General features: G+C 68.7%; 12 protein-coding genes. 4 read left to right on the forward strand and 8 right to left on the reverse strand.

What is annotated here, in order from left to right:
• Positions 1-193 precede the first annotated feature (193 nt).
• Entirely contained in the window at positions 194-1,036 is an 843-nt protein-coding gene (locus SALPAC6_RS0105135) for a M23 family metallopeptidase (protein ID WP_018252376.1), read from the forward strand.
• A 61-nt stretch (positions 1,037-1,097) separates the two neighbouring features.
• On the opposite strand, the gene pcrA is transcribed toward SALPAC6_RS0105135, so the two are convergent.
• Positions 1,098-3,479 carry a DNA helicase PcrA gene (gene pcrA / locus SALPAC6_RS0105140; protein WP_026189338.1) on the reverse strand — a complete coding sequence of 794 codons (2,382 nt, stop codon included), beginning with the start codon at positions 3,477-3,479 and terminating at the stop codon, positions 1,098-1,100.
• 315 nt (positions 3,480-3,794) lie between these two features.
• On the opposite strand from pcrA, the gene SALPAC6_RS0105145 reads away from it, so the two are divergent.
• Complete coding sequence (locus SALPAC6_RS0105145) at positions 3,795-4,133, forward strand: chorismate mutase (RefSeq protein WP_033667091.1); 339 nt, start codon at positions 3,795-3,797, stop codon at positions 4,131-4,133.
• Positions 4,134-4,202: 69 nt separating this feature from the next.
• Here SALPAC6_RS0105145 and SALPAC6_RS0105150 read toward each other — a convergent pair whose 3' ends face one another.
• The 7 genes from SALPAC6_RS0105150 to SALPAC6_RS0105180 all read right to left on the reverse strand — a co-directional run bounded on the left by SALPAC6_RS0105150 (position 4,203) and on the right by SALPAC6_RS0105180 (position 12,179).
• On the reverse strand, positions 4,203-5,213 hold the full coding sequence (locus SALPAC6_RS0105150) for an ABC transporter ATP-binding protein (RefSeq protein WP_018252379.1): 1,011 nt from the start codon (positions 5,211-5,213) through the stop codon (positions 4,203-4,205).
• Positions 5,206-6,243 (reverse strand): ABC transporter ATP-binding protein, encoded by a 1,038-nt coding sequence (locus SALPAC6_RS0105155; protein ID WP_018252380.1) that lies wholly within the window; start codon positions 6,241-6,243, stop codon positions 5,206-5,208. The genes SALPAC6_RS0105150 and SALPAC6_RS0105155 overlap by 8 nt, the downstream gene beginning before the upstream one ends.
• Before the next feature lie 5 nt (positions 6,244-6,248).
• On the reverse strand, positions 6,249-7,190 hold the full coding sequence (locus SALPAC6_RS0105160) for an ABC transporter permease (protein ID WP_026189339.1): 942 nt from the start codon (positions 7,188-7,190) through the stop codon (positions 6,249-6,251).
• Between the two features lie 75 nt (positions 7,191-7,265).
• Positions 7,266-8,276 carry an ABC transporter permease gene (locus SALPAC6_RS0105165; RefSeq protein WP_018252382.1) on the reverse strand — a complete coding sequence of 337 codons (1,011 nt, stop codon included), beginning with the start codon at positions 8,274-8,276 and terminating at the stop codon, positions 7,266-7,268.
• Between the two features lie 105 nt (positions 8,277-8,381).
• Positions 8,382-10,004 carry a peptide ABC transporter substrate-binding protein gene (locus SALPAC6_RS0105170; RefSeq protein ID WP_018252383.1) on the reverse strand — a complete coding sequence of 541 codons (1,623 nt, stop codon included), beginning with the start codon at positions 10,002-10,004 and terminating at the stop codon, positions 8,382-8,384.
• A 241-nt stretch (positions 10,005-10,245) separates the two neighbouring features.
• Positions 10,246-10,932, reverse strand: coding sequence for a response regulator (locus SALPAC6_RS0105175; RefSeq protein WP_018252384.1), 687 nt, complete (start codon positions 10,930-10,932; stop codon positions 10,246-10,248).
• Positions 10,932-12,179 (reverse strand): ATP-binding protein, encoded by a 1,248-nt coding sequence (locus SALPAC6_RS0105180; protein WP_018252385.1) that lies wholly within the window; start codon positions 12,177-12,179, stop codon positions 10,932-10,934. The genes SALPAC6_RS0105175 and SALPAC6_RS0105180 overlap by 1 nt, the downstream gene beginning before the upstream one ends.
• Before the next feature lie 196 nt (positions 12,180-12,375).
• Here SALPAC6_RS0105180 and SALPAC6_RS0105185 point away from each other — a divergent pair, with 196 nt between their 5' ends.
• Both SALPAC6_RS0105185 and SALPAC6_RS0105190 read left to right on the forward strand, forming a co-directional pair.
• On the forward strand, positions 12,376-13,677 hold the full coding sequence (locus SALPAC6_RS0105185) for a PspC domain-containing protein (protein ID WP_018252386.1): 1,302 nt from the start codon (positions 12,376-12,378) through the stop codon (positions 13,675-13,677).
• Positions 13,674-13,943, forward strand: coding sequence for a hypothetical protein (locus SALPAC6_RS0105190; protein WP_018252387.1), 270 nt, complete (start codon positions 13,674-13,676; stop codon positions 13,941-13,943). The genes SALPAC6_RS0105185 and SALPAC6_RS0105190 overlap by 4 nt, the downstream gene beginning before the upstream one ends.
• Positions 13,944-13,985: the final 42 nt, after the last annotated feature.

The raw sequence follows: 13,985 nt of genomic DNA on the forward strand, positions 1-13,985 counted from the left end.
GGGTCACCTCCAGCAGTGTGACCGAGCCCACGCACACACCGGATCGCTGCCGCTGCTATTCGCGACACGGGCTGACAAAGCTCCGCCGATCGCGCCGGACCGAGCCCGCCGGAAGGCCCCTCGTCCGTGGCCGGCACCAGGGGGACCTCAGGATGTCCGGGTCACGTACCCCTACGAGCAGTGAAGGTCCGTTGTGCAGAACGACACCCCCCGCTCGCGCGGGAACACCACGCCGGCCCGCCATCGGCGACCGACCAGCACCCGGGGCCGGGTATTGCGGGCCACGGCTGCCGCGGTAGCCGGACTCGCCCTCACCGGAGTCGCGGTAACAGCGATCACCGGAGACGACCAGGACGCCACACCGAACGGTGCCGTCGACATCGGCCTGCGAGCCCAGGCCGAGGCCGCCGCCCAGGCCGAGGCCGCCGCCCAGGCCGAGGCCGCCGCCCAGGCCGAGGCCGCCGCCCGCGCCGAGGCCGCCGCCCGCGTTGCGGCGGCCGCCCGCGCCGATCGCTCCGCCCGGGAGTCAGCGAGCAGCGGTCCGACCCCCACCGTGTCGGCGAGCCCCACAGCGCAGCCGTCGGCCAGCACGACACCGAAGGTGACAGCCGAGCCGGCAACCACCGCGTCAACGCCGACCTGGGTCATCCCCATGGCCGACGCCGCCATCACCTCCTGTTACGGCCCTCGGTGGGGAGCCCTGCACGCCGGCATCGACTTCGCCCTGCCCGCCGGCACCCCGGTCCGCGCTGCCTTCGGCGGCACCGTGACGAAGGCCGGCGACGTCGGCGACGGGTACGGCATCTCCGTCGTCATCGATCACGAGAACGGCTATCTGACCCACTACGCCCACCTGAGCACCGCGAAGGTGAGCGTCGGCGACCAGGTCGGTGCCGGTGACACCATCGGCCTGGAGGGCTCCACCGGCGACTCCACCGGCCCGCACCTGCACTTCGAGGTGCATCAGGGCCAGCTGTGGAACCAGATCGACCCGGCGCCGTTCCTCCGCGAACGCGGCATCGACGTAGCCTGCTGACCGAGCAGGTCCCGGGGCCGGACGGCGCCGGTCCCGGAGCCCCGGCGCCGGCGCCGTCCGCTCAGAGTCGATCGATCGGTGCGTGCCGGAGCACCAGCCAGAGCGTCTGGTCACCGAAGTCGATCTGGGCGCGGGCGCCCGGGCCATTCCCTTCCACCGCGAGCACGCGACCCAACCCGTACCGCTGGTGGTTGACCCGGTCTCCGACCGCGACCCGCGGGGGCGCCGACGGCAGCTCGCTGGCTGTGGCGAGGCGGCTACCGTCGACGCCGAGCTGACGCGCGAGCTGCGTGGCCTTCGGCGTGCCCCCGGTGAAGCCACCCCGGTCCGCGCGACCACCCACGCCCCCGCCGCCGCCGGTCCACGAGGTGTACGAGCCCTCGGTGCGCTCCCAGCGCACCGAGGGCTCGGGCAACTCCGCAAGGAACCGGGACGGCGCGTTGTAGGCCGGCTGGCCCCACGCCGAACGGGTGACCGCCCGGGACAGGTAGAGCCGCTGCCGGGCCCGGGTGATCCCCACGTACGCCAGGCGCCGCTCCTCCTCCAACTCGTGGTTGTCGCCGAAGGTACGGGCGTGCGGGAAGACCCCGTCCTCCATCCCGGTCAGGAACACCACCGGAAACTCCAGTCCTTTGGCGGTGTGCAGCGTCATCAGGGTGACCACCCCCTGGTGCTCAGGGTCGTCGGCGGGCAACTGGTCCGCGTCGGCCACCAGCGCGACCTGCTCCAGGAAGCCGGCGACGGTGGCCCGCTCACCCTCCGCACCCAGGCCCTCCACCCGCTCCGTGTACTCCCGGGCCACGCTGACCAACTCCTGGAGGTTGTCGACCCGGCCGGCGTCCTGCGGGTCCAGGCTCTCCTCCAGCTCGGCCAGGTATCCCGACCGGTTCAGCAACGCCTCCAGCACCTCCTCGGGCGCGCTGGACTCCGCGACCTCCCGGGCGCCGTCGAGCAGTGCGATGAACTCCGCGATGCCGTTCGCCGCCCGAGTGGAGATGCCCGGCGCGTCCTTGGCCCGACGCAGCGCCGCGCCGAAGGAGATCCGGTCCCGGCTGGCGAGCGCCTCGACACACGCCTCGGCTCGCTCCCCGATGCCCCGGCGGGGAGTGTTCAGCACCCGACGAAGGCTGACCGTGTCGTCCTCGTTGACCAACGCCCGCAGGTAGGCCAGGGCATCCCGGACCTCCTTCCGCTCGTAGAAGCGGACCCCACCGACGACCTTGTAGGGGAGGCCGACGCGGATGAACACCTCCTCGAAGACCCGGGACTGGGCGTTGGTGCGGTAGAAGACCGCCACGTCCCCCGGCCGGGTGTCGCCGTCGTCCACCAGCCGGTCAATCTCCCGGGCCACCCAGTCCGCCTCGGTGTGCTCGGTGTCGGCGACGTAGCCGACGATCGGGTCGCCGGTCCCGGCGTCGCTCCAGAGCCGCTTGGGCTTACGGGAGGTGTTGCGGTCGATCACGGCGTTGGCCGCGTTCAGGATGGTCTGGGTGGAGCGGTAGTTCTGTTCCAGCAGGATCGTCCGAGCGTCGGTGAAGTCCCGCTCGAACTCCAGAATATTGCGGATCGTCGCGCCCCGGAACGCGTAGATCGACTGGTCGGCGTCGCCCACCACACAGAGCTCCGCCGGGTCGAGCCCGTCGGTGCCCGACACCAGCTCCTTGATCAACACGTACTGGGCGTGGTTGGTGTCCTGATACTCGTCGACCAGCACGTGCCGGAACCGACGCCGGTAGGTCTCCGCGACGTGCGGATGCGACTGGAGCAGGTGCACCGTCGTCATGATCAGATCGTCGAAGTCCAGCGCGTGCGCCTCACGGAGCCGCCGCTGATAGAGCGAGTACGCCTCGGCGAGCGCCCGCTCGTTCGGCCCCTTGGCCCGCGCGGCGAACTCCTCGGGGTCAACCAGCTCGTTCTTCAGGTTGGAGACCTGGGCGGCCAGCCCCCGCGCCGGGTAGCGCTTCGGGTCGAGGTCCAGCTCCCGGGTGACCAGCTGCATCAGCCGCCGGGAGTCGTCGGCATCATAGATCGAGAAGGTCGACTTCACACCGGCGTGCTCGTGCTCGGCCCGCAAGATGCGGACACACGCGGAGTGAAAGGTCGAGACCCACATCAACCGAGCACGCGGCCCGACCAGCTGGGCCACCCGCTCCTTCATCTCGCCCGCGGCCTTGTTCGTGAAGGTGATCGCGATGATCTCACCTGGGTGCACCTCTCGCTCCGCGAGCAGGTACGCGATCCGATGGGTCAACACCCGGGTCTTGCCGGAACCGGCCCCGGCCACGATGAGCAGCGGTGACCCGGCGTGGGTGACCGCATCTCGTTGCGGGCCGTTCAGCCCGTCCAGCAGCGCCTGTGGGTCGAGGCGCGCCGGAGTGGGCCGTCGCGGCGGAGCAGGGTCGGGCGCGGACGAGGGCACGGGAATGTCAAAGAGAGGATGCATCGCACGGCGAGTCTATGCCGTCGCCCCGACGAATCCCGTCGGCCACAGCCCGGGTGTGGGCGACGGCGCGCTCTCCCGTCCCGGCCCTCCCCGCCGGTGACCCTGAAGGGCTTTCCTTGCGGCCCATCGCGGAAGCGGGCATAATCGGATCCGTGTTTGGTCAGCGCGACTACTTTTACTACGGTCCGGAGAGTCCGGCAGCCGTAGGTCACGCCTGATCAACAAAGACCTACGAAAAGGCCCCGGGCTCGCGAGCCCGGGGCCTTTTCGTCTCGGGATCCGGGCACCAGCGCCCGACACCCGAAGGGTACGACGATGATGACAGGCGTGGCGGAGCAGAACGGCAGCACGGACGGAACGAGTGGCGCGGAGGGCACCGTCGAGCGCGACGCCGGCACGAGGGAACCGTTGGCCGCAGCGCAGATCGCGAATATCCGGCGACGGATCGACGAGATCGACGGCACTCTGATCGACCTCTGGCAGGAGCGGGCACAGCTCTCCCGACAGGTTGGCGCGACCCGCATGGCCTCCGGCGGCACCCGCTTGGTGCTCTCTCGGGAGCAGGAGATCCTGGAACGCTTCCGGGCCGCGCTGGGGGCGGACGGCACCCAGGTCGCCCTCCTACTGCTCCGCGCCGGCCGCGGCCCGCTCTGATCCGACGGCCCGGACACAGGACCGGGGCGTCGGCCAGGTACGGCCAACGCCCCGGTCGCTGTAGCGCTGCTACTGCTGCGCGTGCACCACGTCCCGAACCTCGGCGAAGTGGCAGGCGCTCGGGTGGGCCGAACTCTGCCGGACGGTCAGCTCCGGCTCCTGCTGAGCGCAGATCTCCTGCGCCTTCCAGCAGCGGGTCCGGAAGCGGCAGCCGGAGGGCGGGTTGGCCGGCGACGGAACATCGCCGGTCAGCACGATCTGGTCCCGCAGACCCCGCAGCTTCGGATCCGGCACCGGCACCGCCGAGAGCAGCGCCTGCGTGTACGGATGGGTGGGGTTCTCGTAGATCTGGTCCTCGGTGCCGGTCTCGACGACCCGACCGAGGTACATCACCGCGACCCGGTCGGCGATGTGCCGCACCACGGACAGGTCGTGCGCGATGAAGATGTACGACAGCCCCAACTCTTTTTGGAGCTTCTCCAGCAGGTTGATCACCTGCGCCTGGATCGACACGTCCAGGGCGGAGACCGGCTCATCGCACAAGATGATCTCCGGGTTGAGCGCCAGGGCGCGGGCGATACCGATGCGCTGACGCTGGCCGCCGGAGAACTGGTGCGGGTAGCGGTTGATGTGATCGGGGTTCAGACCGACCAGATCCAGCAGCTCCTGAACCCGGGCCCGCCGTTTGGGCTTCGCCAGCACCTCGGGGTGCACCTCGAACGGCTCGCCGGTGATGTCGCCGACGGTCATCCGCGGGTTGAGGGACGTGTACGGATCCTGCATCACCAGCTGGATGTTGCGCCGGCCGCGACGCCGCTCGGCGCCGCTGACCTTCGCCATGTTCCGGCCCTGCACGAACAGGTCACCGGAGGTGGGAGTCTCCAGCCCCACCAGCATCCGGGCCAGGGTCGACTTGCCACAGCCGGACTCGCCGACGATGCCGAGGGTCTCACCCCGGCGTAGCTGTAGGTTGATCCCATCGACCGCGCGGACCGCACCGATCTGCCGCTTGAAGAGGATCCCCTGGGTCAGCGGGAAATGCTTCACCAGGTCACGGGCCTCCAGCACGATGTCAGACATCGGCCTTGACCTCCTTCCAGAAGTGGCAGGCGGAGCTTCGGGCCGGGGCAACCTGATGCAGCGGTGGCACCGGGTCCTGACGGCAGGCATCCTTCGCGTAGCGGCACCGGGGGTTGAACGCGCATCCCTTCGGGATGTCGGTCAGCAGCGGCGGCAATCCCTTGATGGCGGAGAGTTCCTGGCCCTTGAGGTCCAGGCGGGGGATCGACTCCAGCAGGCCCTTGGTGTACGGGTGGGACGGGCTCTCGTAGATGTCCCGGACCGGAGCCTCCTCAATGACCCGGCCGGCGTACATCACCGAGATCTGGTCCGCCACGTCGGCGACCACACCCATGTCGTGCGTGATCAGCAGCAGGCCCATGTTCCGTTCCTGCTGCAACTCGGCGAGGAGAGCCATGATCTGGGCCTGCACGGTGACGTCCAGAGCAGTGGTCGGCTCGTCGGCGATCAGTACCTCCGGATCGAGCGCCAGGGCCATAGCGATCATGACGCGCTGCCGCATACCACCGGAGAACTGGTGCGGGTACTCGTTCACCCGCTGCCTCGCCGCCGGAATCTTGACCAGGTCAAGCAGCTCGACAGCGCGCGCCTTGCTGTCCGACCGGGACATTCCCCGGTGCTTGCGGAAGAGCTCACTGAGCTGGAAACCGACCGTGAAGACCGGGTTCAGCGCGGAGAGGGCGTCCTGGAAGATCATCGCGATCCGGTTGGCGCGGACCTTACGCCGCTGCTCCTCCCGGATCTTGAGCAGATCAACGCCGCGGTAGCGGATCTCCCCGCCGGTGACAAACCCGGGCGGGCTGTCCAGGATCCCCATAATCGCCTGGGCGGTGACGCTCTTACCGCAGCCGGACTCACCGAGAATCGCTCGGGTCTCGCCGGCCCGCAGGCTGAAGCTGACGCCGTTGACCGCGCGGGCGATGCCGTTGCGGGTGCGGAACTCGACGTGCAGGTCCTTGACCTCAAGCGGCAGGGCATCCGAGTCAAGGCCGGGCAGGGCATCCAGCTTGACGTTCACATCAGTGCTCATGGCGCTCACCGGAACTTCGGGTCGAGGGCATCGCGCAGGGCGTCACCCATGAGAATGAAGGACAGCACCGTGCCAATCAACAGTCCGCAGGGGAAGAGCAGCAGCCACGGGTCCTCCAGGAAGTAGACGTCGTGGGCCGAGATCATGATGCCCCAGGACTGGGCCGGCGGCTGAAGCCCGATACCGAGGAAGGTCAGCGTGGCCTCCGCGGCGACGAACGAACCCAGCACGATCGTGGCGTACACCAACATCGGCGCGATCGCGTTCGGCAGGATGTGCCGGAACATCAACCGGCCATTGCCTGCCCCGACCGCTCTGGCGGCCTGCACGTAGTCCAGGTCCTTTGAGGAGATGACGCTACCGCGGATGATCCGGGCGATCGTCGGCCAGCTCAGCAGGAACAGCACCAGGGCGATGGTCACGACGTTCTGCTGCTTGATCAGCGTCAGGAAGACGATCGCACCGAGCAGGAACGGCAGCGAGAAGAAGATGTCCATCAACCGGGAAATGATCCCGTCGACCCAGCCGCCGTAGTAGCCGGCGAGGAGTCCCATCAGGCCACCGAAGAGCACGATGCCCCCGGTCGCCATGATCGCGATCACCATCGACGGCCGAGCGCCGTAAATGGCGTGCGAGTAGTAGTCGCAGCCCTGAATATTGAAGCCAAACGGGTGTTCCCAGCTCGGCGCGAGCCGGGACTGGTCGGTGCTGCACGCCCGGGGGTCCTGACTGGTCCAGAGCTTCGGGAAGGCGGCCATCGTGCCGACCACGAAGATGTACAGCACGGCGATCATGAAGACCGGGTCGCGGACCAACTGCCGGCGGGCATCCGCCCACAAGCTGGCGTTGCGCTCCTTGCCGCTCCTGCTCTTCTTCTCCGGGGCCCGACCGTCGCCGGAACCCGGGGCACCGCCGACAGCGGCGCCGGCACTCGTCGCGTCACTCATGTCCACACCTCGTTTCGCTTCGCCCTGCCGCGGATCGCCGGGATCGCCGGCCACCGGTTACTCACCACGGTGCCGTCACTCATAGCGGATCCTCGGGTCGAGCACGGCGTACAGGAGGTCGACCAGCAGGTTGACGAGCAGAATGACCAGCACCAGCATGGTCACCACGCCGATGATCACAGGTGATTCACCGGTACGGGCGGCCTGGGTCACCAGCCGGCCAATACCGGGCACGTTGAAGATGGTCTCGGTGACCACCGCGCCGGCCATCGCCGAACCGATGTCGACGCCGAGGTACGTGATCACCGGAATCAGCGAGTTACGCAGCGTGTGCACGCCGATGACCCGCTTGTTCGCCAGGCCCTTAGCCCGTGCGGTCCGGACGAAGTCGGCGCGGATGTTCTCCATGATGCTGGTCCGGGTCAGGCGCGCGGTGGTGGCGAGCGCGACCGAGCCGAGCACCATGCCGGGGATCAGAAGACTGGCGAAGGGGTAGTCCGGCTTGAAACCGGGGCTGAAGAACCCGTACGCGATGACGTCGGGAATCCACTCCTGATCACGCAGGATGTTCCCGAACTTGACCCCGACGAACTCACGCACCACCACACCGAGTACGAAGATCGGGACAGAGATCACGAAGACGGTGCTGATCTTCACCAGGTTGTCGGCGAAGCTGCCGCCCCGCAGACCTGCCCACACGCCGGCGGCGATACCGACGACGGCCTCGAAGACGATCGCGATCACCAGCAGCTTGAGGGTGAACGGAATGGCGTTGGCCACCAGGTCGGTGACCTCCTGCCGCCGCAGGTTGATGCCGAAGTCGAAGTGCAGGAAGACTCCGCTCACCCGGTCGAGGAAGAGCCCGAAGCAGGGGTTGCCCTTCTGCTCTAAGCAGGGGTCACCGTAGCCGAGTCGGTCGGTGATCGCCTGGAGTAGGGCCGGCGGCGGGGTCCGGTCACCGAAGATGGCTCGGACCGGGTTCCCACTGAACTGAATCGCCAGCGAGGTCATGTAGTGGAGCAGGAACATGGTGCCCAGCACGGTCGGGATGAACTGGAGCAACCGTCGAATGACGTAGCGCCCCATGTCGGGGTCTCCTCTCGGCGCTGATATAGCGGCAACGATCACCCTGGTGGGGTGATCGTTGCCGCCACATCCTTTACGGCGGGATCAGATTTCCGAAGCTCAGTTCTACTTCAGTGAGGTCGCACTGTAGTCGGCACCATCGACCCGGTTCCAGACGAAGGAGTCGACGTTCTCGCTGTAGATCGCCGCTTCCTTGCGCCAGAACATCGGAATGACCGGCATCTCCTCGGCCAGGATGTCCTCACCCTGCTGGTAGAGGCTGATCGCCTCGTCAATCGTCGCGGCGGAGTCACCCTGCTTCATCAGGCTGTCGAACTCGGTGTTGCTGATGGTGGTGTGGTTACTGGAGGCACCAGTGGTGAAGATCGGAGACAGATAGGTCTCCAGGTACGGGTAGTCCGGGAGCCAGCCGAGCCGGAACGGGCCGGTGAACGCCTTGTTGTCGGCCGTCTCCAGATACTCGGGGAACTGCAGGTTGACCTTCAGCTCGTAGTCGATGCCCAGCGCCGCCTTGATCTGGTCGCCGACCGCCTGCAGCCAGGCCTCGTGGCTGTTACCCGCGTTGGCCCACAGGACCAGCTTGTCGCCCTTCCAACCGCCGGCCTCAGCCAGCAACTCCTTGGCCTTCTCGACGTCCTTCTTGCAGTAGGTGCAGGCGCCCTCGCGCGCACCCTGGAAGGTCGGCGCGACGAAGCCGGTGGCGGCTGCGTACCGTCCGTCGAAGACGGCGTCGATGATGGACTGCCGGTCGATCGCCATCGAGAGCGCCTGGCGGACACGCTTGTCCTGGAAGTTCTCGTTGTACAGCGGCAGGCCGACGTAGTTGTAGCTGACACCGGGCTGCTCGAACAGCCGGTCGCCGTAGTTGGCCTTGGCGTCCTTGAAGCGCGCTGGCGGGATCGTGTACATCACGTCCAGCTCGCCGGCCTGGAAGGCGGCGTAGCCGCTGTCCACGTCGGCGAAGATCCGGTGGTTGACCGCGTCGGACTTGCCCGGCTCACCCTTCCAGGTGTCGCTACGAACCAGGTTGATCTCGATGTCGTGTTCCCAGGTGCCATCGATCTTGTAGGGGCCGTTGCCGATCGGTGTCTCGTTGCAGGCCTCCACGTCGTCGATACACGCCTGGGCCATCGGGAAGAAGCCCTGGTAGCCGACCGTGATCGGGAAGCCGGTGAACGGCGCGCTGAGCTCGACGGTGAAGGTCAGGTCGTCGACCTTCTTCAGGCCGGACATCGTCTCGGCCACCGGCGCGGCGGCCTCCTCCGGCCCGTCACCATCCGGGTCCTTGGCCGTGACATCGTCGTAACCGGCGATTCGCTTCATGAAGTAGCCGTTGTTCTGGGCGTTCGGCCCATAGGCGGCGAAGTTCCACGAGCGGATGAAGGCGTCGGCGTCGACCGGCTCACCGTTTTCGAAGGTGTAGCCGTCCTTCAGCTTGATCGTCCAGAGCTTCTGGTCGTCCGAGGTGATCGACTCGGCCAGTTCCATCTCCGGTTCACCGGTCTCGGCGTTGTACTTGACCAGGCCACGGTAGAGCTGACGGATCACCAAGGACGACGGCTCGTCATTGCCATTCGACGGCAGCAGGGACGCCGGCTCCGTCGCGTAGACGCGAAGCGTGCCACCGGCATCACCATCAGCATCGCTCGAGCCGCCGCCACCGCAGGCGGTGGCCAACATAGCGGTGGCGGTCGCCGCGACCGCCACCTTCAGGAATTTCCCGCGCATTGGGAGTGCCTCCTCAGGGCGCTCAGCTCACGAGGGGTGTGAGGTGCCTGCCACTGTGACACCAGACGCGCGCTAGCGGGAAGGCGTGTTATCAACCCGATACCCGGCCGGGACGGTGTGTACATCCGCCCGGAGGTGGCTTCATCGACCCTAGGCAAGCGTGGTAGGAGCTGCGGAAACAGCATCGACAACGACCGACACCGCCACCCCGCGCGCCCCCACCGGCACCGCCGGTGGGGGCTCAGACGAGCCGACGATCCGCCGCCCAACGTGACAACTCGTAACGGCTCGACATCTGGAGCTTGCGGAGCACGTTCGACACATGCGTCTCGACCGTTTTGATCGAGATGTACAGCTCCTTGGCAATCTCCTTGTACGCGTACCCCCGAGCGAGCAGACGCAGCACCTCCCGCTCCCGGTTGGTCAACTGGTCCAGCTCGGGGTCGGAGACCGGCGCGTCCGGGCGGGCGGCGAAGGCGTCCAGCACGAAACCGGCCAGCCGGGGACTGAAGACGGCATCGCCCTCGGCGACCCGTCGGACCGCCGCCGCCAACTCGTCCGGGGAGATCGTCTTGGTGACATAGCCGCGGGCACCGGCGCGGATCAGCCCAATCACGTCCTCGGCCGCGTCCGAGACGCTGAGCGCGAGGAACCGCACGTGCGGGTGCGTGCGCCGGATGGCCTCGAGCACCGCCCGGCCACCCCCCTCCGGCATGTGCACGTCGAGCAGCACCACATCGGGCTCGGTGGCGGCGATCCGACTGACCGCCTCCCCCACCGTGCTCGCCTCGCCCACCACGTCGACATGCCCGCCCAGCTCGGCGCGGACTCCGGCCCGAAACATCGCGTGATCGTCAACGAGGAAGACCCGCAGCCGCCTCGGGGCCACACCCGCCTCCGCCGCTGTGTCCGGTGTCTGCTCCGCCATCACCTACTCCTCTCCGCCGTGGACCCGTCTCGGGAGATCGGCAGGATCAACCGGATCTCGGTCCCCTCCCCGGGCTCGGAGCGGATCTCCGACCGGCCACCGTGTCGCTTCATCCGGCCGATGATCGAGCCGCGAACGCCATGCCGGTAGTCCTCCACCGTAGCCGGATCGAAACCCCTCCCCCGATCCCGGACGAAGACGCTGACCTGCTCGGGTTCGACCTCGGCGTAGAGCGAGACGGTCTGCACCCCGGCGTGCCGGGCGGCGTTGACCAGCGCCTCGCGGGCGGCGGCCACCAACGCGCCGACCCGCTCGTCGGTCTCCCGGTCACCGACGACCACCGTCTCCACCGTGATCGCGTACGTGTCCTCCACCTCGGCCGCCACCTGCTCCAGCGCCGCCGCGAAGCGCTCCGTCGGCGAGGCAGTCGGCCGGTAGAGCCAGTTGCGCAGCGAGCGTTCCTGCCCCCGGGCCAGCCGGGTCACCGTCTTCCCATCGCTGGCGTTTCGCTGGATCAACGCGAGGGTGTGCAGCACCTGGTCATGCACCATGGCGGCCAGTTCGGCCCGCTCCTGCTCCCGGATCCGCCCCTCCCGCTCCGACCGGAGCTGGTTCCAGGTCCGCCAGAGCACCGGCGCGGCCACCACCCCGACCCCCGCCAGTCCAACCAGGGCAAAGATCACGCCGTTGAGCACCGCGTCGAAGTTCTGCGTCGGGGAGTACACCGCCGCGACCCCGATAACCCCCACCGCAACCAGGACTCCGCCGCCGATGAATCGGAGCACGAACGCCCGACGGTCGCTCTCCTCCACCACCGCGCTCAGCCAGGGCACCGGCAACGTCCCGCCCCACTGCCGTCGCCGCTGCGGTGCGGACTGGTGCCAGATCAGCCCGGCACCGACCGCGATGATCGTGACCAGCCAGCCGGCGGTACCGGCCACACCGGTAGCACCCACCGAATCAAAGAGGATCAGCTGGAGGATCAGCACCACCAGGCCGATCGCCACGAACGGCAGCAGCTGGGCCACGTCACGACGGGGCGGGGTGGCGGTGTCCCCCGGTCGCAGCGGCACCACCGCCCAGAAGGCCGCGTACAGCAGCAGCCCGAGGCCGTTGAAGCCGAGCAACACCAGGAACGCGACCCGGACCCAGAGCACCGGAATGCGCAGGTGCCCGGCGATCCCGGCCGCCACCCCGACAGCGATCCGGCGCTCGCGGGCGCGATAGAGGCGCGGGGGGTTGGTCACGACACTGATCGGGGGCTCCCTAGCTAGTCGCGGTGGGTTCGCCGGCGAGCGGCACGCGCCGCCGGTTCTGATCGTCACACGCCAGGTAGCCACTCGGCCACGGGGCCTTCCCGGAGATCCTGTCTCCCTGATCTCAGGGTGAGGTCAGGGTCTCCGCCGGAGGCCGGCGAAGCGACGAGGGAGCAGGATCGGAGTCATGACCGAGGAAGCCGCCCAGCACCAGCCAACCGGGGCGACGCCATCACCTGCAGCGCCTTCCGGTGAGCCGCCACCGACCGGGGGCCCACCCGAAGGCCCACCACCGCCACCGACCGGGGGCAGCGGCTTCACCTCGCGGTACGGGCTGGTCCGTCCGCACGACGGCCGCTACCTGGCCGGCGTCTGCGCGGCGATCGGCCGGGCGACGAACACCGATCCGGTGCTCTGGCGGGTGCTGCTCGCGGTGCTCGGCTTCTTCGGCGGCATCGGCATCCTGGTGTACATCTCCGCCTGGCTGATCATCCCGGGCGAGGGGGACACCGCCTCACCGGTCGAGTCGATGCTGGGCCGGGGACGCTCCAGCATGTCCCCGGTCACTGTGATCGTGCTCGGCATCCTGGTGGCGGTCAGCTTCGCCTTCATCGTCACCGACGCGTTCCGGGCCGTTCTGCTCGGCGCGGCGATCCTGATCAGCGGCGCGTTGCTGCTCAACCGCGAACGTCCGGGCCGGCCCGGACCACCCGTTGCACCGCCGCCGCCCGGGCCGACCTGGGCACCACCGCCGCAGGCACCGACAGTGCCCGAGGCTCCGCCCGGCGGCTTCCGCCCCCCGTTCGCCCCGCATGGGCCGTACGCCCCATCGACCCCGCCGCCGACCCTCCGGCCAGAACGGAAGCGACCGCGGGAACGGTCCGCGCTCGGCGGGGTGACCTTCTCGCTGGCCTTCCTCGTCCTCGGGCTGCTGGCCGTCCTGGATCTGACCGGCGTACCCACGCTCGGCCCGTCCGCGTACTTCGCGGCGGTCCTGGCCACCATCGGCCTCGGCCTACTCGTCGGCGCCTGGTTCGGCCGGGCCCGCTGGCTCATCGCGCTCGGCCTGATCACTGCCGCCGCACTGGGGGTGGCCACGGTGGCCGAGTCCGACCGGTTCCGAGCAGTGGACCAAGCGGTGAACTGGGCTCCTGCCAACCACGCCGAGCTCGCAAGCCGGTACGAGAACACCGTCGGCAACTCGTTGCTCGACCTCCGCTCGGTGGACTTCACCGGGAAGCACAGCGAGGTCACGGTGGAGGTCATAGCCGGGGAGGCCACCGTGGTACTGCCCCCGAACGTTGACGCCACGGTCACCGCGACCGTCAGCGTCGGCGACGCGGTCGTCTTCGACCACCGCGTCAACAAGCGCGACGGCTCCACCGGTTCGCTCCACGACAGCACCGATCTGGGGGCGGACGGCCCCGGCGGCGGGACGCTGCGCCTCTTCGTTCACGTTGACTTCGGCAAGCTGGAGGTGACCCGGTGAAGGCCCACCGCACCGACTCGGTGTCTCTGATCTTCGGGCTGCTCTTCCTTCTCCTTGCCACCTGGTGGCTGGTCGCCCGGCTACTCGACTTCACCCTCCCCCCGGTGGGTTGGTTCCTCGCCGGAGCGCTGCTACTGATCGGCGTGCTGGGGCTGGTCGGGGCGCTTCGCGCCGCCCGGTCCGGCAGCCCGGCCGCTCCGGAGGAAACGGCGCCGCCAACCGGTGCGCCGCCGGAGCCCGGGCCAGCCGAGGGCGACCGGCGCTGAGCGCGACGCCGGGACGGCACGACTCGGGGCATATGCTGGCCG

The organism is Salinispora mooreana (genome assembly GCF_000379065.1).
GTDB classification, from domain to species: domain Bacteria; phylum Actinomycetota; class Actinomycetes; order Mycobacteriales; family Micromonosporaceae; genus Micromonospora; species Micromonospora mooreana.